Genomic DNA, 18,716 nt, shown 5'->3' with positions numbered 1-18,716 from the left:
CAGAATATAAATTATAAAGAGGAAGGTGTAACATGGCGACTATTTATTACGACAAAGATTGCGACCTGTCTATCATTAAAAACAAGGTAATCGGCATTGTGGGTTACGGCAGCCAGGGGCACGCTCAGGCCATGAACCTGCGCGACAGCGGCCTCAAGGTTATCGTGGCCGAGGTCAAGGGCGGGGCGGCATGGAAGAGGGCCGAAGCTGACGGCTTTACCCCCATGTCTGCTGCTGAGCTCGCCAAGAAAGCCGACATAATCGTCATGCTGGCCCCGGATACCTATCAAGCCAAGATTTATACCAATGAAATCGTCGGCGGACTGACCGCTGGTAAAGTCCTGCAATTCGCCCACGGCTTCAATATCCACTATGGGCAGATAGTACCCCCGGCGGACGTGGACGTCACCATGATTGCCCCCAAATGCCCCGGGCAGATGCTGCGCGAAGTCTATGTAGAGGGCAACGGCGCTCCTGCACTGGTAGCTGTGCAGCAGAACGCTTCCGGCAAGGCTCTCGAAATCGCCTTGGCCTACGCCAAGGGCATCGGCTCTTCGCGCGCCGGCATTCTGGAAACCACCTTCGCGGAAGAAACAGAAACCGATCTCTTCGGCGAGCAGGCTGTCCTCTGCGGCGGCGCGACGTCTCTCATAAAGGCAGGGTTTGAGACTCTGGTAGAGGCCGGTTATCAGCCGGAAGTCGCCTATTTCGAATGTCTGCACGAACTCAAGCTTATTGTGGACCTCATCTACAAGGGCGGCATTGCCTACATGCGCAATTCCATTTCCGACACCGCCAAATACGGCGACTACACGCGCGGCCCACGCATCGTCAACGAGACGGTGCTGGACGAGATGTCCGAAATCCTGTCCGAAATCCAAGATGGACGCTTCGCCCGCGAATGGATTCTGGAGAACCAGGCCGGACGCCCGGTGTATAACGCCCTCAAGCGCATCGAGAGCGAACACCTTATCGAAGAAGTAGGGGCCGAATTGCGCGAGATGATGCCCTGGCTCAAGGAAGCCAAGTAGACGGAACGAAATTGAAACGGCCTGACTTTTATGCCATAAACCGCCGCTGGCCGGGCGTTCACGCTCTGGCTGGTCGAGACAAGCTCATCCTTATAATCCCCTCTCTGTAAAGAGAGGGGTATCCGCCTCAGCGCGCGCAAAATAAGGATAGAGTCTCAAGGAGGGACTTATGGATAAAGTCATCATATTCGATACCACGTTAAGAGACGGCGAGCAGGCCGCTGGCAGCTCGCTCAACGTGCAGGAAAAACTGGAAATAGCCCGTCATCTGGAGCGGATGGGGGTCGACGTAATTGAAGCCGGCTTCCCCATCAGTAGCCCCGGTGACTTCGAGGCCGTCAGGCGCATCGCCTGTGAAATAAAGCAAAGCTCTGTCTGCGGCCTGGCGCGTGCTGTCCCGGCCGACATAGATACAGCGTGGAACGCCGTCAAAGAGGCGGCGAGCCCCCGCATCCACGTTTTTATCTCCGCTTCGGATATCCACCTCATGCACCAGCTCAAGAAAAGTCGCGAGCAGGTGCACGAGATGGCCGTCGCCATGGTGGCGCATGCCAAGCGCCACACCTCAGACATCGAGTTTTCGCCCATGGACGCCAGCCGTTCTAATCCTGAATTCATCTACCAACTGCTCACGGATGTTATCGAAGCGGGAGCGACTACGGTCAACATACCAGATACAGTGGGCTATGCCATACCCGAGGAATTTGGCCAGCTAATCAAAAACATCTTCGAGAATGTCAAAAACATTCATAAGGCTGTGGTGAGTGTGCACTGCCACAACGATCTGGGGCTGGCGGTAGCCAACAGTCTGCAGGCCGTGAGGTGCGGAGCGCGCCAGGTGGAGTGCACCGTCAATGGCATCGGCGAACGCGCCGGCAACGCCTCTCTGGAAGAGGTCGTCATGGCCATCGCTACACGCTCCGACCTCTTCAACCTGACCACCAATATAAAGACACAGCAGATATACCGCGCCAGCCGCTTGGTGAGCGAACTGACGGGTTTCGCCGTGCAGCCCAACAAGGCCATTGTGGGAGCCAATGCCTTCCGCCACCAGTCCGGCATACACCAGGACGGCGTCATAAAACTCTCCAGCACCTACGAAATAATCGACCCGCGCACAGTAGGTGTCCCTGCATCCAGTCTGGTGATGGGGAAACTGAGCGGCAGACATGCCTTTAAGGAGCGCCTAGCGGAGCTGGGTTATAGCCTGTCTGATTCCGAATTCGAGCGCGCTTTCGCCTCTTTCAAGGAGCTGGCGGACAAGAAAAAAGAGGTCACCGACCGAGATGTCGAGTCCCTCATGGCTGAGGATAAGCGCACGGTGACGGAATACTACCACCTGGAGCGCATACAGGTGACCTGCGGCGACCGAGGAATACCTACAGCGGCGGTCAAGCTCATCGGCCCGAACGGCAAGGAACTGGCCGACGCGGCCCTGGGCACAGGGCCGGTAGATGCGACTTATAAAGCCATCAACCGTCTGGTGAAAGTGCCTAACGTATTAACTGAGTTCACTGTCAATTCAGTTACTGAGGGCATCGACGCTATTGGCGAGGTACTTATACGCATCGAGAGCGACGGCGTGAGCTACACCGGTCGCGGTGCCGACCCTGACATCGTAGTGGCCAGCGCCAAGGCCTATATGAACGCACTCAACCGCCTGCTCTCATCCAGGAAAACGCAGGCGCCAGATAAATCTGGCGCAACATAAATCCAGATTATTGACTCTGGGAACGGAGTAAATATATATGACATTAGCTGAAACCATACTGGCAGCCCACAGCGGCAAAAAGAGTCTCAGCCCGGGCGACTTTATAAACGTGCGCCCTGACATGATACTGTCCAACGACATCACGGCCCCCATAGCCATCAAGGAATTCCGCAAGCTGGGAGTTAAGAAGGTTTTCGATCCCAAGAAGATTGTCATGGTACCAGACCATTTCGTGCCCAATAAAGACATCGCCTCCGCCGAGCAGGCCAAAATGCTGCGCGAGTTCGCCCAGGAGCAGGGCATCATCTACTTCGAGTGCGGCCAAATGGGCATTGAGCACGTGCTGCTGCACGAGCAGGGGCTAGTTCTTCCCGGTGACGTCATCATAGGAGCCGATTCGCATACCTGCACCTACGGTGCGCTGGGTGCCTTTGCCACCGGCATGGGCTCTACCGATATCGCCACAGCCATGGCCACTGGTGAAATATGGATGAAGGCACCCCCCACCATCCGCTTTATCTACAGCGGCAAGCTGCCAAAGTGGGTGGGCGGTAAGGACCTTATCCTCTATACCATCGGCAAGATAGGCGTGGACGGGGCGCTCTATGCAGCTATGGAATTCACTGGCGAGGCTATCGATAACCTCTCCATGGACGGTCGTTTCACCATGTCCAACATGGCCATTGAGGCCGGGGGCAAGGCTGGTATGTGCAAAGCCGATGGCAAGACCATGAAATATATAAAGCCGCGAGCCAAACGTGCCTACTCCGTTTACGAGCTTAGCCCGGCTTCCGAATGCTCGCAGGTAATTGAATACGATGTCAGCAAGTTGGAACCGCAGGTGGCGGCGCCGCACCTGCCTTCCAATGTCAAACCAGTGAGCGCTCTCAGTGACGTCAAGATACACCAGTCCGTCATCGGCTCGTGCACCAACGGACGCTTGGAAGACTTGAGGCTGGCGGCCTCTGTCATCAAGGGCAGGAAGGTCGCGCCATACGTCCGCTGCATTGTCATCCCCGGCTCCCAGCAAGTCTATCTGGACGCCATGCACGAAGGTCTGGTGGAGATATTTATCAACGCCGGCTGCGCCTTCAGCACGCCCACTTGCGGGCCGTGTCTCGGTGGTCACATGGGCATACTGGCCGCCGGAGAGCGCGCCATTTCTACCACCAACCGCAATTTCGTAGGGCGCATGGGTAGCCCGAAATCTGAGGTGTACCTGGCGAATCCGGCGGTGGCCGCCGCCTCCGCCGTTCTGGGGCGCATTGCTAGCCCCGAAGAGTTGTAAACTCGCTTAGAACGCTGAAATACTCTTATATGAGTTGAATTGAAAGTTGGAGAGATGGAAGACAGCATTCGCATAAAACTGAACGTTAAGCCCGACAGCAAAGTCTGCCTGTTTCATGCCCGCAAGGACCTGCTGCCCCAGTTCATGAAGGGCGACCTGCGCCTTATGCTCGACTGGGCGGAGAATGATTGCGACAACATCATCTACTGGCTCAGGCCGCAGGACGACCTGCGGGACATCATGTCGCACCTGGAGCGCCAGATAAAGCCCAGCGGGCGTATCTCTGGTTGGTGGTTCAGAATAAAGCCTCCAAACTCGGTCTGGAGCGTATCCAGGAAGAGGTCTCGGAATATACCAACCTGCTCAAGGGCAAGGTTGTCTCCATAGGCGAGGGAGAATCCGCCCTCCAGTTTGTCATAAGGAAAGACGCCAAAGAATAGTGGCGCTTAAGTCAGGCAAATGCCTGTGTGGAGGCTTGCATGAACGCATTTGAAGACATCGTGGCCCTATATTTGGAAGAAAACGGTTATTGGGTAAGACAACATGTCAAGGTTCATAACATCACAAAAGAAGACAAGGTCATTCTGGAGAGACCATCACTACCGACCCCAGAAATTGATATTGTGGCTTATGAAGTAAGTTCAAACACACTTGTCCTCGTTGAGGTGAAGTCGCTTTTGGACTCTTATGGCGTACATTATTATGCTGTCTCGGGTTCTGGTAATTCGAATTCAGACAAAGCTGATGCACGGAAGTATAGGCTATTTAACGATGATGGCTTTCGCAAAATCATTACTGAAAGACTCCGTGAAGAATATCTAGGCGCGGGTCTTATAAATGCAGAAACAAGTATCAGTTATGCGTTAGTTGCAGGCAATATTGCGACTACTTGGGATGAGGAAAAACTAAAAGAGTATTTTAAACTGAAAGAGTGGCGGCTCATTCTCCCTGAAGATATAAGGAAGGGGATCAGGGAATTGGCTAAGAAGGGTTGGGAAGATAGTGTCGTTGTTATGACCGCCAAGCTCGTTAAGGAGGTTAAACCATTATGATGACAGGAAAAGTCTTTAAATACGGGGCCAACGTGGATACCGACGTTATCATCCCGGCACGCTATCTCAACGTGTCGGAACCTTCGGAGTTGGCCAAACACTGCATGGAAGATATAGACCTGGATTTCGTGAAGAAAGCTCACAAAGGCGACATCATCGTGGCCACCACCAACTTCGGCTGCGGCTCATCGCGTGAGCACGCCCCCATTGCCATCAAGGCGGCGGGCGTCTCGGCTGTAGTGGCGTCGAGCTTCGCGCGCATCTTTTTCCGCAACGCCATCAACATAGGCCTGCCCCTGCTGGAGTCCCCGGAGGCGGTGGCTGGCACAGAAGCAGGCGACATACTGCAAATCGAGTTGGAGACAGGTACTATCAATAATGTCACCAAAGGCAAGACCTTTAAGGCCAAACCCTATCCCGAGTTCATGTCCCAGATAATTGCCTCGGGCGGGCTGGTGGAGTACACCAAAAAGAAGATAGCCGGGAGTGTGAAATGAAGTTCAGGATAGCGCAGCTTTCCGGCGACGGCATCGGCCCCGAGGTTGTGGCACAGGCCGTTAAGGTGCTGGAAGCCGTGGGCAGCATCTTCGGCCACGAGTTTGAGGTGAAAAGCGGCCTCATTGGCGGCATCGCCATCGACAAGACCGGCTCGGCCATGCCGGAGGAAACGCTCAAGCTGGCCAAATCCTCCGACGCCGTGCTGTTCGGTGCAGTAGGCGACCCCAAATTCGACGACCCAAAAATAAAAGAGCGACCTGAAAACGGATTACTGGCCGTCCGCAAAGGACTCAAGTTGTTTGCCAATCTGCGCCCGGTCAAGGTGTATGACGAGCTGGCGGACGGCACAGTCTTCAAGCCTGAGGTCATCAAGGGCGCCGATTTCATCTTCGTGCGCGAGTTGACCGGCGGCCTCTATTTCGGCAAGCCCAAGAAGCGCTGGGAGACCTCAACCGGACGCAAGGGCGTGGACTCCATGTATTATACCGAGCAGGAAATCGAGCGCATCGTGAGAGCTGGCTTCGAGCTGGCGCGCGGGCGGCGCAAGAAACTCACCTCGGTTGATAAGGCCAACGTGCTCGAATCATCGCGCCTGTGGCGGCAAGTGACCCTCGAGGTCTCCAAGGACTACCCCGAAGTTTTACTTGAGCACATGCTGGTGGATACTTGCGCCATGCGCATCATTTTGACCCCGCGCGATTTCGACGTGCTGGTGACGGAAAACACTTTCGGCGACATTCTTACTGACGAAGCCTCGATGCTGGCAGGCTCGATGGGTATGCTTCCCTCAGCCAGCCTTGCTGGCATACCGGCCAAAGGCAAACGTATCTTCGGACTCTACGAGCCAATACACGGCAGCGCCCCCACCATCGCGGGGAAAGATATAGCTAATCCTATCGCCACCGTGCTCAGCCTGGCCATGCTGCTGCGCTACTCACTTAACCTGGAAAATGAGGCTAAGGCTGTGGAGAAAGCAGTTTCTGCTGTGCTCAAGGCAGGCTATCGCACCTGTGATATAATAGGCACAAGCAAGAAACAGGTCGGCACGTCGGAAATGGGCCGCCTGATTGTGAAAGAGTTAAAGGGGCAAAAATAGTGCCTGTAGTCCAGCTTTACGATACCACGCTCAGGGACGGCGCGCAGAGGGAAGGCATCTCCTTCACGGCGGCGGACAAGCTGGCCATAGCGCGCAAACTGGACGAACTGGGCATGCAGTACATCGAGGGCGGCTGGCCTGGCGCCAATCCCAAGGACAGCGAGTTTTTCAACCTGGCGCGCGAACTGCACCTGCGCAATGCCACTTTAGTCGCCTTCGGCAGCACGCGGCGCCACGGCATTAAACCCGAGGATGACCCCGGCCTTAAAGCTCTCATAGAAGCCGGTACGGGCGCGGTCACCATCGTGGGCAAGTGTTCCGCCCAGCAGGTAACACAAGTGCTGGAGACGACGCTGCACGAGAACCTCGAAATGGTGGCTTCCTCCATCCGCTATCTCAGGAGCAAGGGGCTCACTGTTTTCCTGGACGCCGAACATTTCTTCGACGGCTACAAAGACAACCGCGATTACTCTATTGAGGTGCTTAAGGCGGCTGAAAAAGCAGGAGCGGAGTGCCTGGTTCTGTGCGACACTAACGGGGGAACTCTCCCGACGGACATCATCTCTGCCATCAATGACGCGCAAAAATCGGTTAAGACCCCTCTCGGTATCCACGCTCACAACGACGCGGAGTTGGCAGTGGCCAATACGCTGGCGGCGGTGCGCGAGGGTGTGGCGCAGGTACAAGGCACCATCAATGGGTTCGGCGAGCGCTGCGGCAATGCCAACCTGTGTTCCATCATCCCCGCTCTCAAGCTCAAGATGGGTATTAACTGCGTCTCGGATGAACAGCTCGGGCGTCTCACAGAAGTCTCGCGCTTCGTCAGCGAGACGGCTAATCTGCGACAGGAAGCTTTTTTACCTTATGTAGGGGCCAGCGCCTTCAGTCACAAAGGCGGTCTGCATGTTTCAGGGCTTTCAAAATGGAAAGGGGCTTATCAACATATCGATCCCGCTCTGGTGGGCAACCGACCCCGAATACTGGTATCAGAGCTGTCGGGAAGAGCTAACATCGTTCAACGGGCCAGGGAGATAGGCGTTGAGCTTCCCGCCAAAGGGCCGGAGGCTGCCGAACTGCTGGAGAAAGTAAAATATCTCGAAAGCCGTGGCTTCCAGTATGAAAACGCCGAGGCTTCCTTCGATTTACTGGTGCACCGTGCCAAACCGGGATACAAGTCTCCCTTTGAACTGGTGGACTACCTAGTGGTGGTGGAAAAGGAACGCAGGCAGGGTGCTGAAATGCACGACGGCGACATGCTATCCGAAGCTATGGTGAAGGTCAAAGTAGGCGACAAGCTGATGCACACAGCCGCCGAAGGTGACGGCCCTGTAAACGCGCTGGACAATGCCTTGCGCAAGGGATTGCTGGAGTTCTATTCAGGGCTTGCGGCCATCAAACTGGTGGACTACAAAGTGCGCATCCTGGAGGAAAGCACAGGCACCGAGTCCCAGGTGCGGGTATTAATTGAGTCCACCGATGGCGTTGAACAGTGGCGCACGGTGGGCAGCTCCACCAACATCATAGAAGCCAGCTGGCTGGCGCTGGCGGACAGCCTGGAATACTGGCTGATAACCCATCCCACGCCCTAAGCGACAAGCCTCTTGGTCTTCAACGACTAAAATGACTTTCAGCTTCGCTGCTTTCAAAAGTTCCACCGGCGAGATGCGCCTGAATTTAGCGACATTTTTTCGGTCTACATTATTTGGCATATTAAACCATGTACGAAACAAAATATAGCCAAGAAGGTATTTATTCATTTAGCGCCCATCTTGTATAATAATAAATGGGAGGCTCCCTTTTGATGGAGTAATGCGCATGAATGATGAAATAAAAAGCGCCCGCGAGATAGCCATGGAAAAGATTGCCGCTCTGGATGCGGTAACCGAAGGCGACAGGCTTAAATGGAAGTTCGTGCCAGAGGGCGAGCAACTTGCTCTCAAATACCTCAAGGACGGGCAGGATATCGCGTCCGCTCTATCTAATTATACCCAAGAAGCCCAGCCGTACGTCAGAAGCGGCGTCGAGGATATTTTGCTTTCCAACATCCAGCTTCCTGTAAATGAGACAATCCAGAACCGCAACAAAAAGGCTATAGACGGCGTGTTATCCATAAAGAAAGACAAGAATGCTGCCACCAAGCTCTTAAACCAGATGAAACAAATACTGGGACATTACACTGCCCAGGGAGCCGAACAGCGCAAGCAGACGTACGAGGCTCTCAAGCAGCAATTCGAAGCCAAGCTCAAAAAGGCGGTAAGCAAGCAGCTCGGCTCCCATGCCGATACAGATTTAGGCATCAGCGTAGAAACTTTGCCGCAGTTTCAGGAGGAATGGCGGCGCGCCGCAGCGCAGATGGACGAGCAATATATCAAACTCCTCGAAGAGTTCAAACACGAGATGAGCAAGGTAAAATAGCATTCTGAAGACTATGAACGAAGAAGAAAGGCTGGCTCAAGCGGTAAGCCGGACACAGGTGCTGCGTCACCCCAAGCAAACTCTTGCCACTTTCGGCGTGACCAACATCAGCTATTATCTCTTGACGCGTCCGGTCTATGCCCAGGAAAATGAGCCCGAAACAGTAGTGCGCATGGGGCGCGTTATAGCCAACCGCCCGCGTATCGTCACGCCATACTATTTGTCGCGGCTGGACGGATTCAGCGCGGATGCCAAGCGTTATTTCCAGAAACTCATAGAGACGCAGGGGGCGGACGCTCCGGGTATCTACTATACCTATCGCAACGAGCCACAGAGCACGGACATCATATCCAACGGACTGGAAGACGTTCTGTCCAAACTCAATGCTGAAATAGACGCGCGCAACGACCCGCTGGCGGCCATCATCCAGGGCGAGGATACCCTCTGGGATGTATCATTGATGAAATTTATCTTCGACCTGACCAGCGCCTCGCTGGGCGGCAACCTAGCGGATTTCCACTCGCGCGGCCTGCTGGGCATCAAGGAGGGCGTGCCGGTCGACGCCAGACTCAACATAGAGGATATGTTCCGCCGCCTCAAGGAAGGCAGCATCAAACCGCATGAGCTGCAACAGGAGCTGGAGCGCTGGGGGCTTTTCGAGGCATATCAAGACCGTTTTCTCTCCGCTTTCAGGCGGTAATCAAATCTATCATGATAGGAGCGTCTCTTGAATATTTCCGTTATCGAAGCCCGTGACCTGTCGGAAGCCTGGTTTCTTTGCCTGAGAAAAACGCTCGAAAAAGGGTTTGAATACAAAATAGAACGAGGCAGTTATGCCGGGCAGCGGCGTAAAGAGCTTGATCTGGCAGTGTTGCAGATTAAGAATCCGGGGACACGCCCTTTAACCCCGGACGTGCCGGCAGGTGTGCCGGCTCCCACCACCATGGAGTATATCGAGAGCTATTTGCCCTACCTGATGACGGCCAACCGGGCGGAGGGCGAGCAGTACACCTACGGCCAGTATCTGGAGCCACAAATTGCTGAAGTCATCAAGATGTACAAAGAGGACGGCTTTAACACGAACCAGGGATACATGGCGGTGGGCGACGCCAAATCCATATATCTTACTGACCCTCCCTGCCTGCGCGGCATAGACACGCGCATCAGGTACGGAAAGCTGCATTTCGTGGCTTACTTCCGCTCGTGGGACCTGTGGGCCGGCTTCCCCTCCAACCTGGCGGCCATGCAGCTCCTTAAAGAGTACATGGCGCAGGAGATAGGCGTCGAAGATGGCGAGATGCTGGCCATCAGCAAGGGCATGCACCTTTACGAGTACGCCTGGGAACTGGCGCGCACGGCCTCGGGGATGGATTAATTCCAAACGCCCGTTGGTCGATGCTTAAAATACCCTGACTCGCACGTACAGGTCGCCGCTACGACCATCCTCCTGCTTGCCCATGCCTTTCAGCCTTATGCGCGTGCCGCTCTGGATGCCGGCGGGTATCTTTACTATCAACTTCTTTTTCACACCATCGCGCTTGACATTGACCTCTTTCTCCAGGCCTCTAGCAGCCTCTTTGGCTTTTAGACGGATTTCGGTCACCGCGTCGAGGTTCTTGGCCGGGCTCAAATCTACGCCGAAGAGTTTCTTAATGACGAAACGCGTGGCTTTACCGCCTATACCTGTGCCGAAGGCTGTCGCGGGTATGGCGCTGGCGGGATTGGCATTTTGCGGGCTGCCGCCGCCTCCATAGTTAAAGGTGTGGAAGACCACGTTCTGGCCGTTGAAGAAAGTGCTGTTGAGGAAGTCATCGTCGAAGCGCAACCCCGCCTGGCGGAACATGGAGGCCATGTCGGTGTATACCGCCTGATTGGCGAAGCTGTCGCGGAAGATATCCTGTTGCGAGAAGTTGCCGAAATCCGCCCCGGCGTACATGCCTTTGCCCGACAGGTCGTACTGCTTGCGTTTGACGGAGTCGCCCAGCACGGCGTAGGCCTCGCTTATCTCTTTGAACTTGATTCCGGCTTCCTTCTCGTTACCGGGGTTCTTGTCGGGATGGTACTGGAAAGCCAGCTTGCGGAAGGCATTCTTGATGTCATCCTGGGGAGCGTTGTCCGGCACGCCCAGTATCTTGTAATAATCTTTCATGTCACCTGCCTGATGCTATATACTAAATTAAGATTATAGGTCACATCGGAGATATTGCCAAATGCCGCGCCGTTCATTGAGTTATAAGCTTACGCTCACCCTGTCCTTGCTCCTATTGCCTGTGATGGTGGCGGGTGGCTGCCGCTCAAACGCCACTTTCGACAGCCGCTTGGGCAATATCGTCTCGCCCTACCGCTTCAGCATCTTCAAATGGGAGGTCAAGGCTCTATCCCAGGAAATAGATGAAGTCTTCTCGGATAAAGACAAGGCCACACCCGACCAGGCACGGGTAGTTGTAGACTACTTTGATATCATGTCGCGCATAAACGCCGAACAGCAGGCCATCGAGGCCATCACCAGCGGAATAAAAAGCGGAGACCTTTCAGCGCATCAGGACGCTCTTGACGCTCTGGAACAACAGCGAGACGCTTTGACTACACAGGCCGAGAGGGTTTTAGAGAGCCAGTTACGCGTCACGCTCAACTCACTCGGCATCTACAACCCTCTGGACAGCACCCTGAACCTGACATCCACCTTCCCGCCCGTCAAGCTGCGCTTGCAGGAGCCGCCCAAACTGCTGGTGGTCTCGCCACGCGGCAATATATCAAGACTAACGACCGTCACCCTCAATAACAATCTGAGCCTGGACAACATCTCAAAACTGGAAGATTCAGTCTCTGGGCTGGACGTTTCGGCGCTGGTAGTTGACCTGGGAGGCATCGCCACTTATCCGTCTTTCGTGGCCAACCGCTACGGGCTGCGCTTCGCCCTCAGCACAGCCGTGGAGGAGTGGCTGCACCAGTACTTCTTCTTCCGGCCGCTGGGCTTCCGCTACGGGCTGGAGTCGCTGGGTTTCCACGGGCCTGATTATATCGCCACCATGAACGAGACGCTGGCCGGCATGGTGAGCCATGAAGTCGCAGACATTATCTATGACACGTACTATGCCAGCTTTTATCCTCCTGTCTCATCGTCGGGCGGGGATAGCGCGCCGCCCACCTTTAATTTCAACAGCTTTATGCGCAACACGCGACTGACGGTGGACAGCATGCTGGCGCAGGGACAGATAACGCAGGCCGAGGCCTACATGGAGCAGCAGCGGCTCATCCTGGCTTCGCACGGCTACCTCATCCGCAAGCTGAACCAGGCCTTTTTCGCCTTCTACGGCAGCTATGCCGACCAGCCGGGATTCGAAAATCCCATCGCCGATAACCTGAAGGCACTGCGGGCAAAGAGCGCCACTCTCGCGGCTTTCGTGGAGCAGGCATCGGGCTTCACCAACCCCGACGAGTTAGCCCGCGCCGCCGGATAACCCAAACGGCGTCCAGCCGGACGCCCCTACTCCCGGTCGGATGGCGCGACACGCCGCGCCCCTACGATCCGTTTTCGTTTTCCGAGGGCAGCTCTTTTCGGGAAACGACGCCCCAAAACTTAGCTTTAGGGAAGCATGGGCGCCGTGTCGCTGAAACGACGATTGGTTTCCCATTTAGCCTTGAATGGTTTTTCAAACGTCACGCAGGAATTCGTCGTGATTGATGTTTCGTTCCTGCGCCCACGCACTCAATTCTCGATCAAATGCGGCGTCCGGGGTATTCGTTCCTGTTTTTCAGGCACGGCAAAAAACGAATGAGATTCCAATCGGCGCAAATTTCCGGCAAAAAGCGGATACCGGATTCCCAGGTAAAATAATAGCATGGCTTTTCAGGAGGATAGCAAGAGGTTTTTGTCATATTAACGTTTCATTCCAAGCACGAATGCTATTCTCAAACGGGAGGGCGAGGCATGCCTCGCCACTACACGTTGGGCAGATTCTCAGAACGATACGGGGAAAATCCCTCTCAATCTCCCCTTCGGCAGGCTCAGGGCAGGCTCTTTTGCCAAAGGGAGAAAGCTGCCTACCAAAGTTGCCAAGATAGCCATTCTTTGATACACTTTACCTTTGTCTGGGCCGCTAGCTCAACTGGCAGAGCAACTGACTCTTAATCAGTAGGTTCCGGGTTCGAGTCCCGGGCGGCTCATTTTAAAACCTCTTGCTTTGCTTAACTAACCGCTTAACTTTTTCTCATTCTTTGCTCTTCTCTTGGTTTTCTTTCCCTCTTAATTAAAATGTTATCAGTTTTTATTCTACCCTGCGGGACTAAATATCAGATGGCGCTTCTTGACTTCCATCAAACATGCTTTATAATCGTTATTAATCACGCCAAAATCTTCTTGTAGATGAAGTTTTATCAATGGAGGCTAAGATGAATGTAGCCTTTGGTATCATCGGCATCATAATGGGTGTTTGGTGGTTGTCACTTGTTCTGCGGGGGCGGGTAGTGCAGGTTGGCCGTCCATGGAGCACAGTAATTGTTTTTTTGTTGATCGGCACATCCATAAGTTCTGGGATATTGTTACTCATGGATTATTCCTTTTGGTGGTATTTTTTAGTAGGCGGCATCGTCCTATATATCATTTGTTCTTTTTTTGTGCGCAAGGCAATAGATAAGGAACTTTTTAACGACACTATTAAAAAACATTAGTGGCAAAATCTAACGATTAAAATGTATAACTAGGTTGTTGAGAAGTACCCTTTTGTCTTAAAACGTTGGCGATTCACTATCTCATTGCCGAATCATGGGGTTCTATCCGTCAAGATAACCATGCGAATTCAGCTACTAGTACTCGTTAGTAAGCTTGTCAATTCATTTGCGTAAACATTTCTGGGCAGCGACCACTAGCACTTTCAAAGCTGTGTTATATCCGCTCATAGGCCCGTCTCTACCTGTTATGACGCATCCAGCACCTGTGCCTAAGCCAAAAGGGATTAGTTCGAATGACAGTTCGCCATAATCTTCAACCCATGGGGCATAGTTGAAAGCTGGCCTAAGCGAAAAATCCATTGATGAAAGTACTCTATCAAAAGCGGGCATTGGGGCTGAGGGATTTCTCCACTTTTCGGGAACCAAATCCCCTCGGACGTTGATTATTAGATTCTGTGTGCGTCTTGAATCCTCAGTTTCTAATTTGAGCCAATCTGGGTCGTTGGTTGCCCATGCTATGATGCCAGGGTTGCCCCCTATTACTCTCAATTGGTATTTTCCTTGGTCTTCAGATAGTTCAAACACGCACTTGTTGGGCTGAATTTCGCCTTGAACTTCTTCAGCTAAACTGAAAAGTACAAGTTTAAGTTTGTCCGGAATATCAGCGAATTGTTGGTTACTCATATCGTTAACATTGACAAACAACAATTAAAAACTCGACTAGCGTTATTGTTTAACAAAATATACAAAAAAGCCGCCCGAAACCGAATCGTCCCAAGTTGGGCTAAAACTAAGGTTACTAAAACCCTGATAGGGAATAGGGATTTGATACGTTAACACTACTACCATTGTGGAACTAACTCCCAAATAAGCCTTCGTCTTATCACCAGAAGCAGCCGTATCATAGTTGTATTTTATTGAATCAATAATGATGTGAAAATCACTCGGGATAACTAAGAACCCATCGGGACTATTATTGCGTATCGTATAGGTGACAGAAAAGAAATCGTATCCTGCACTTGGCTTCAGACCACTCAGCATATATAAAGGCGGAACATTATTTATACCCTGGGAATACTTAACCTCAATTGAGTTGTTAGATATGAAAGTCGTAGGGGTTGCTACGCCTGATTGGGGAGTCCATTGAATATTGTAGTTGGCGACTCCTTCATAGACTGGGTTGAAAGAAACGTTTGCGGGGTAGCTTGGAATTTGGTATGCCAATTGGCCAGTGAGAGTTCCACCTTCCATTACTGTAACGGTAGGAAAATATTTATCCACGTAATTGGATGATGAATCGTAATTATATTTAATCGCATTAATCATGACGTTGAAGTAAAATGGACTGACTGAAAACTGACTGTAACCATTATTTATTATGGTATAAGTAACTATAAGGAAAGTATAATATTGTTCAGGGGTCTTGGGAGATGCAACACCGATGCGATTGGTGGTTACCCCCGAAAACCCAATCATTATTGTTGGTGTGGAGATTGTGGTTTGATTTAATGTTGTCGATGGTAGAGGTGAGGAAATGGCTGTAGTGTTTCTTTGAGAGTTGATATTATCTTGAAGTTCTTTAATTTTCGAGTTTTGATAAAACAATAAAATGCTGGAGGACGCTAATAAAACGATAAATACTAGACAAGCAATCTTCAAGTATCCAACAATTTTCCTGTTATTGTTAACCTTATATTGATTAGCTTCCTTTGCGCTCCTTGGAGTGGCCACCGTCGAAACAACATTTGATATTCTTTCTTTAGCTTCCTTTTCTTGTGTTTTGTTGTGCGGTGCTGTCTTGTGTTGTGCTAGAGCAGGGTTACCCTTTGGATTTAAACCGTATTTATTCTCACCCTGTTGACTACCCCTGACCGACAACACAATTACATAAATACTCCCCAAACTACATAACGAAGCAAGAAGCGGATAGTGCGAAAAATAATATCCGATAAAACTCAAAAAGGGGACAAGCAACACCCATCCGTTGTGGTTCGTGTCGTGGAGCCGGCGAACCGTCACACTAAGGGTAGCCAAACCATATAAAACGAGACTAAGCAGGAAAACCCCTAGAAAATCGATAGGAGAAGACCTAGGAAGCAAGGAGAGGATTATTAAAGAGGCCGCATTTAAGACAAATATAATACCTACATTGAAAAGGACGAATACCCAATACTCTTTGCGTCCTGTTCGTCCATTGAAGACTGCGCACTTCTTCAATATTTTAAGATACCAACTCATCTTTTGCCCCCTTTTCGGCTGAGTAAATCACCATAAGGGCACAGCTAACTCCTATTTCAAAACCCGGCTTATTATAACACGCTGTCCGCTTGTTTTCTGCATTATTTGTGCTAACAATTGATTATATTTTAACTTCAATGTCATGACAAAGTAGCTTTATAAAACTTCAGGCTATCCCGAAACTTTACCGACCTAGTATACCTCTGCACCATCTCCAAGCTTTTCCATCTGCCCAAGTCTTTAATGGTCATAACGTTAACACCAGCTTTTTTAAGTAAGCAAATACCGTATCTCCTCCTATCCGTAAATGCCCTCTTTCATTTAGTGCCTGCCATAATGTATAATCCTCCCCAATAGCTAAAAGGAGGGAATATGGCTTTTTGCAGCAATTGCGGCACACAGTACCAGGACGGGACACGCTTCTGCCCGCGCTGCGGCGCAGCCGCTCAACCGATGGCGCCCCCGGTATATGCTCCTCCGCCCCAGCAAGCGCCCTACGGCGGTTACGCTCCGCCTCCGCAGGCTCCTTATCCAAATTACGCGCCTCCGCCTCAGCCCATGCCATATAACAATATGATGCAGGCCCAACAGCGATACGGCAGCAAGAGCAAATCCACGGCAATCATCCTGGCATTCTTTTTCGGCTACTGGAGCTGGCTGTATACCTTCAAGAGAGACCGCGCCAAGTTCTTCATCTGCCTGTTGCTGTCGATCCTGGTTTCCGCCCTGTATGTCACCTCCGGGATGTATTACATCTCCTACTTTGTCTGGCCTGTCTTCTGGCTATGGCCGTTCATCAACAGCATCATGCGCGGTTCCCAGTGGTACGCGCAGTATTAGACTGACATAACGTAAATAAACAAAGAGGCCGCGAGCCAAAACTCACGGCCTCTATTATTTAAGTTAGTCGGGGCGGCGGCCTAGGTCATCGTCCTGGTCTTGTTGGTGGCGGGATACCCCTGCAACTGCCAGGCTATAATGCCGCCCTCAAGCTGCATGACGCGCGTGTAGCCTGCTGTTACCAGCGTTGCAGCCACAACCTTGCTCTTTACTCCCGCGGCGCAATAAACGACGATTTTGGTCGCCTTGTCGGATGGAAATTTATCCAGATTCTGGCTTACGGTGTCAGAGTTGATAAAGAGGGAGGTGTTGGCTATCTCGCCCATGTAGGCGGTATCGGCATCCACTATGAATAAATCGTTCGGACTCATGGAATGAAGCTGCGCCGGTGTGATACTCCAGTATGTGCCGCCGCCTTCGACTGCCACCGGAGTTCCCAGCATTGCTGTCGATGAGGCAGTGGTCGAAGGCGCAGTGGTGCCTGAAGAGCCGCCTCCGCACGCTGCGGCGAAAGCCATGATAATAACCGCCGAAACCAACAGTAAACGTTTCATATGTTTCTCCTTGCTAGTGATAATATATTATACACAAACTACGTAATGTTTGAGAAATGGGAGCGAGCCGCATACCCTTACAGGATTTAACCTATCCTCTTAATCGCCTGCAAACCGATGATAGCGCCGAAAAGTATGGAGGCTCCGAATACGACTCCATTTAGGCCCAGTGACGGCACGGCGGAGAAAAAGCCTCCCACGGTGCAGCCGGAGGCCAGCCCGGCGCCGTAACCCATGAGCAGTCCGCCTATTAAGACGCGCGGATAGACGGCCTTCTGGCGCGGCCAGCGCAGGTTGAAATCACCGGACAACATGGCGGCCACGAGCGCGCCGAGAATAAGCCCTCCGTTGAGCATCAATCCCCAGGTCAACTGACCCGGCGCGGCGGAGACCACTCAGGTACCCGGCACGGTGGCAAGGGGAGGCGCGGGCAGGCGCACCACGTCCAGCGCGTTCTGCGTCCAGCGCATCACCTCGCCGGTAAGCCCCCAGGGGCGCTCTGCCGTCTGATAAAGCAGGATATTTACAACGCCGAGTATGACTCCACTGAGAGCCATCGGCCAGCGATGGACAAAAATGCCTTTGCCCACTCCTGAGAGACGGGATTTGAGAGGCACCGACTCCGCACTCGTTTTGGAATCATCAGCAACAGCATCAGCATCAGGATTCTTTCTGGAGGATACCAGCCAGTAAAGCAGGCCGATGGCCGCCAGTGTCAGAAGCACGGCAGGTATCCAGCCGATATGAGCCGGCAGCCAGACATTAGGAAGGTGCGAGATGTAGCTGTTCCACCACCATGACCAGTTGTGTTGCAGCACACCCATGCCGATAATGATGCCCAGCAGAGCTACTAGCGAGGTCACCGCGCCTTCGCCGATGCGATAAAGCGTACCCATGATACAGCCACCGGCCAGCATCATACCCAGACCGAAAAGCAGCCCCGCCAGAACCAGATGCCAGCCGAAGGGGGCGACATAGGCGGTGGCCGGAATGCCCGAGGACGGGTCGGATACCTGGCGGTACATGATAATGCTAAAGCCGATAGTGGCAACGAAAAGCCCGCCCAGTATGCCCTTTAGAAGCCTGACGTCTTTGAACAGGAAGAAGTTGCTGATGGCGGAAACGAAACAAAAACGGCTGCGCTGAACGATAAATCCGAAGGCCAGGCCAAAAACCCAGAAAAGTGCCAGACGCGGCGTGTCTGAATTAAGTGAAAAGAATACAGCGATAGCTCCCGCCAAAGCGAGGAAGCCAGTCCACAGCTTCCAGTTAAGCCACCATCTGCGCAAAAACGGCCTCCAGTCGAGGAATCAGGACATCTC

20 protein-coding genes and 1 tRNA gene are annotated in these 18,716 nt (G+C 52.6%); 14 read left to right on the top strand and 7 right to left on the bottom strand.

What is annotated here, in order from left to right:
- Positions 1–32: 32 nt before the first annotated feature.
- The 3 genes from ilvC (at position 33) to leuC (ending at position 4,030) form a co-directional block, all read left to right on the top strand.
- On the top strand, positions 33–1,031 hold the full coding sequence (gene ilvC, locus C4542_07885) for a ketol-acid reductoisomerase (protein RJO60908.1): 999 nt from the start codon (positions 33–35) through the stop codon (positions 1,029–1,031).
- 169 nt (positions 1,032–1,200) lie between these two features.
- The gene (locus C4542_07880; GenBank protein ID RJO60907.1) at positions 1,201–2,742 is read left to right on the top strand and encodes a 2-isopropylmalate synthase; all 1,542 of its coding nucleotides are present in this window, start codon (positions 1,201–1,203) and stop codon (positions 2,740–2,742) included.
- 37 nt (positions 2,743–2,779) lie between these two features.
- Positions 2,780–4,030 carry a 3-isopropylmalate dehydratase large subunit gene (leuC, locus tag C4542_07875; GenBank protein ID RJO60906.1) on the top strand — a complete coding sequence of 417 codons (1,251 nt, stop codon included), beginning with the start codon at positions 2,780–2,782 and terminating at the stop codon, positions 4,028–4,030.
- A 6-nt stretch (positions 4,031–4,036) separates the two neighbouring features.
- Here the strand turns inward: leuC and C4542_07870 are convergent, their stop codons facing one another.
- Positions 4,037–4,279 (bottom strand): hypothetical protein, encoded by a 243-nt coding sequence (locus C4542_07870; GenBank protein RJO60905.1) that lies wholly within the window; start codon positions 4,277–4,279, stop codon positions 4,037–4,039.
- A 230-nt stretch (positions 4,280–4,509) separates the two neighbouring features.
- Between C4542_07870 and C4542_07865 the strand changes: the two genes are divergently transcribed.
- From C4542_07865 to C4542_07835, 7 genes are all read left to right on the top strand, one after another.
- Complete coding sequence (locus C4542_07865) at positions 4,510–5,082, top strand: hypothetical protein (protein ID RJO60904.1); 573 nt, start codon at positions 4,510–4,512, stop codon at positions 5,080–5,082.
- Positions 5,079–5,579: a 3-isopropylmalate dehydratase small subunit gene (gene leuD, locus C4542_07860; GenBank protein RJO60903.1), complete on the top strand. Its 501-nt coding sequence runs from the start codon at positions 5,079–5,081 to the stop codon at positions 5,577–5,579. Before C4542_07865 ends, leuD begins: the two co-directional genes overlap by 4 nt.
- Positions 5,576–6,676 (top strand): 3-isopropylmalate dehydrogenase, encoded by a 1,101-nt coding sequence (leuB, locus tag C4542_07855; protein ID RJO60902.1) that lies wholly within the window; start codon positions 5,576–5,578, stop codon positions 6,674–6,676. The genes leuD and leuB overlap by 4 nt, the downstream gene beginning before the upstream one ends.
- Entirely contained in the window at positions 6,676–8,265 is a 1,590-nt protein-coding gene (locus C4542_07850) for a citramalate synthase (GenBank protein ID RJO60901.1), read from the top strand. The genes leuB and C4542_07850 overlap by 1 nt, the downstream gene beginning before the upstream one ends.
- Before the next feature lie 226 nt (positions 8,266–8,491).
- Positions 8,492–9,091: a hypothetical protein gene (locus C4542_07845; GenBank protein RJO60900.1), complete on the top strand. Its 600-nt coding sequence runs from the start codon at positions 8,492–8,494 to the stop codon at positions 9,089–9,091.
- Between the two features lie 13 nt (positions 9,092–9,104).
- Positions 9,105–9,791, top strand: a complete 687-nt coding sequence (locus C4542_07840; protein RJO60899.1) for a hypothetical protein — start codon at positions 9,105–9,107, stop codon at positions 9,789–9,791.
- A gap of 27 nt (positions 9,792–9,818) precedes the next feature.
- Positions 9,819–10,466: a thymidylate synthase gene (locus tag C4542_07835; GenBank protein ID RJO60898.1), complete on the top strand. Its 648-nt coding sequence runs from the start codon at positions 9,819–9,821 to the stop codon at positions 10,464–10,466.
- A 24-nt stretch (positions 10,467–10,490) separates the two neighbouring features.
- Here C4542_07835 and C4542_07830 read toward each other — a convergent pair whose 3' ends face one another.
- Entirely contained in the window at positions 10,491–11,240 is a 750-nt protein-coding gene (locus C4542_07830; GenBank protein RJO60897.1) for a J domain-containing protein, read from the bottom strand.
- Between the two features lie 61 nt (positions 11,241–11,301).
- Between C4542_07830 and C4542_07825 the strand changes: the two genes are divergently transcribed.
- From C4542_07825 to C4542_07815, 3 genes are all read left to right on the top strand, one after another.
- The gene (locus C4542_07825) at positions 11,302–12,552 is read left to right on the top strand and encodes a hypothetical protein (GenBank protein RJO60896.1); all 1,251 of its coding nucleotides are present in this window, start codon (positions 11,302–11,304) and stop codon (positions 12,550–12,552) included.
- Positions 12,553–13,185: 633 nt separating this feature from the next.
- A tRNA-Lys gene (locus C4542_07820) sits at positions 13,186–13,258 on the top strand.
- A gap of 225 nt (positions 13,259–13,483) precedes the next feature.
- Positions 13,484–13,762, top strand: a complete 279-nt coding sequence (locus tag C4542_07815; GenBank protein RJO60895.1) for a hypothetical protein — start codon at positions 13,484–13,486, stop codon at positions 13,760–13,762.
- Between the two features lie 162 nt (positions 13,763–13,924).
- On the opposite strand, the gene C4542_07810 is transcribed toward C4542_07815, so the two are convergent.
- Both C4542_07810 and C4542_07805 read right to left on the bottom strand, forming a co-directional pair.
- Positions 13,925–14,470 (bottom strand): hypothetical protein, encoded by a 546-nt coding sequence (locus tag C4542_07810; GenBank protein RJO60894.1) that lies wholly within the window; start codon positions 14,468–14,470, stop codon positions 13,925–13,927.
- A gap of 18 nt (positions 14,471–14,488) precedes the next feature.
- Complete coding sequence (locus C4542_07805) at positions 14,489–16,000, bottom strand: DUF805 domain-containing protein (GenBank protein RJO60893.1); 1,512 nt, start codon at positions 15,998–16,000, stop codon at positions 14,489–14,491.
- Between the two features lie 372 nt (positions 16,001–16,372).
- Between C4542_07805 and C4542_07800 the strand changes: the two genes are divergently transcribed.
- Complete coding sequence (locus C4542_07800) at positions 16,373–16,840, top strand: zinc ribbon domain-containing protein (protein RJO60892.1); 468 nt, start codon at positions 16,373–16,375, stop codon at positions 16,838–16,840.
- A gap of 80 nt (positions 16,841–16,920) precedes the next feature.
- Here the strand turns inward: C4542_07800 and C4542_07795 are convergent, their stop codons facing one another.
- The 3 genes from C4542_07795 to C4542_07785 form a co-directional block, all read right to left on the bottom strand.
- Entirely contained in the window at positions 16,921–17,394 is a 474-nt protein-coding gene (locus tag C4542_07795; GenBank protein RJO60891.1) for a rhodanese-like domain-containing protein, read from the bottom strand.
- Positions 17,395–17,480: 86 nt separating this feature from the next.
- The gene (locus C4542_07790; GenBank protein ID RJO60890.1) at positions 17,481–17,750 is read right to left on the bottom strand and encodes a hypothetical protein; all 270 of its coding nucleotides are present in this window, start codon (positions 17,748–17,750) and stop codon (positions 17,481–17,483) included.
- Between the two features lie 39 nt (positions 17,751–17,789).
- Positions 17,790–18,683: a YeeE/YedE family protein gene (locus tag C4542_07785; GenBank protein ID RJO60889.1), complete on the bottom strand. Its 894-nt coding sequence runs from the start codon at positions 18,681–18,683 to the stop codon at positions 17,790–17,792.
- Positions 18,684–18,716: the final 33 nt, after the last annotated feature.

The sequence above is a fragment of the Dehalococcoidia bacterium genome, assembly GCA_003597995.1.
Taxonomy (GTDB): Bacteria; Chloroflexota; Dehalococcoidia; order Dehalococcoidales; family UBA1222; genus SURF-27.
Note: the sequence above shows the minus strand (reverse complement) of the source record. Positions and strands in the feature narration are given on the sequence as shown.

Excerpts from the sequence above, each read along its gene's own strand:
- C4542_07815 (RJO60895.1), top strand. The coding sequence starts at position 13,484 with ATGAATGTAGCCTTTGGTATCATCGGCATCATAATGGGTGTTTGGTGG.
- C4542_07795 (RJO60891.1), bottom strand. The coding sequence starts at position 17,394 with ATGAAACGTTTACTGTTGGTTTCGGCGGTTATTATCATGGCTTTCGCC.
- C4542_07845 (RJO60900.1), top strand. The coding sequence starts at position 8,492 with ATGAATGATGAAATAAAAAGCGCCCGCGAGATAGCCATGGAAAAGATT.
- C4542_07790 (RJO60890.1), bottom strand. The coding sequence starts at position 17,750 with ATGCTCAACGGAGGGCTTATTCTCGGCGCGCTCGTGGCCGCCATGTTG.
- ilvC (RJO60908.1), top strand. The coding sequence starts at position 33 with ATGGCGACTATTTATTACGACAAAGATTGCGACCTGTCTATCATTAAA.
- C4542_07800 (RJO60892.1), top strand. The coding sequence starts at position 16,373 with ATGGCTTTTTGCAGCAATTGCGGCACACAGTACCAGGACGGGACACGC.
- leuB (RJO60902.1), top strand. The coding sequence starts at position 5,576 with ATGAAGTTCAGGATAGCGCAGCTTTCCGGCGACGGCATCGGCCCCGAG.
- C4542_07880 (RJO60907.1), top strand. The coding sequence starts at position 1,201 with ATGGATAAAGTCATCATATTCGATACCACGTTAAGAGACGGCGAGCAG.
- C4542_07840 (RJO60899.1), top strand. The coding sequence starts at position 9,105 with ATGAACGAAGAAGAAAGGCTGGCTCAAGCGGTAAGCCGGACACAGGTG.
- C4542_07830 (RJO60897.1), bottom strand. The coding sequence starts at position 11,240 with ATGAAAGATTATTACAAGATACTGGGCGTGCCGGACAACGCTCCCCAG.
- C4542_07865 (RJO60904.1), top strand. The coding sequence starts at position 4,510 with ATGAACGCATTTGAAGACATCGTGGCCCTATATTTGGAAGAAAACGGT.
- leuC (RJO60906.1), top strand. The coding sequence starts at position 2,780 with ATGACATTAGCTGAAACCATACTGGCAGCCCACAGCGGCAAAAAGAGT.
- C4542_07805 (RJO60893.1), bottom strand. The coding sequence starts at position 16,000 with ATGAGTTGGTATCTTAAAATATTGAAGAAGTGCGCAGTCTTCAATGGA.
- leuD (RJO60903.1), top strand. The coding sequence starts at position 5,079 with ATGATGACAGGAAAAGTCTTTAAATACGGGGCCAACGTGGATACCGAC.
- C4542_07825 (RJO60896.1), top strand. The coding sequence starts at position 11,302 with ATGCCGCGCCGTTCATTGAGTTATAAGCTTACGCTCACCCTGTCCTTG.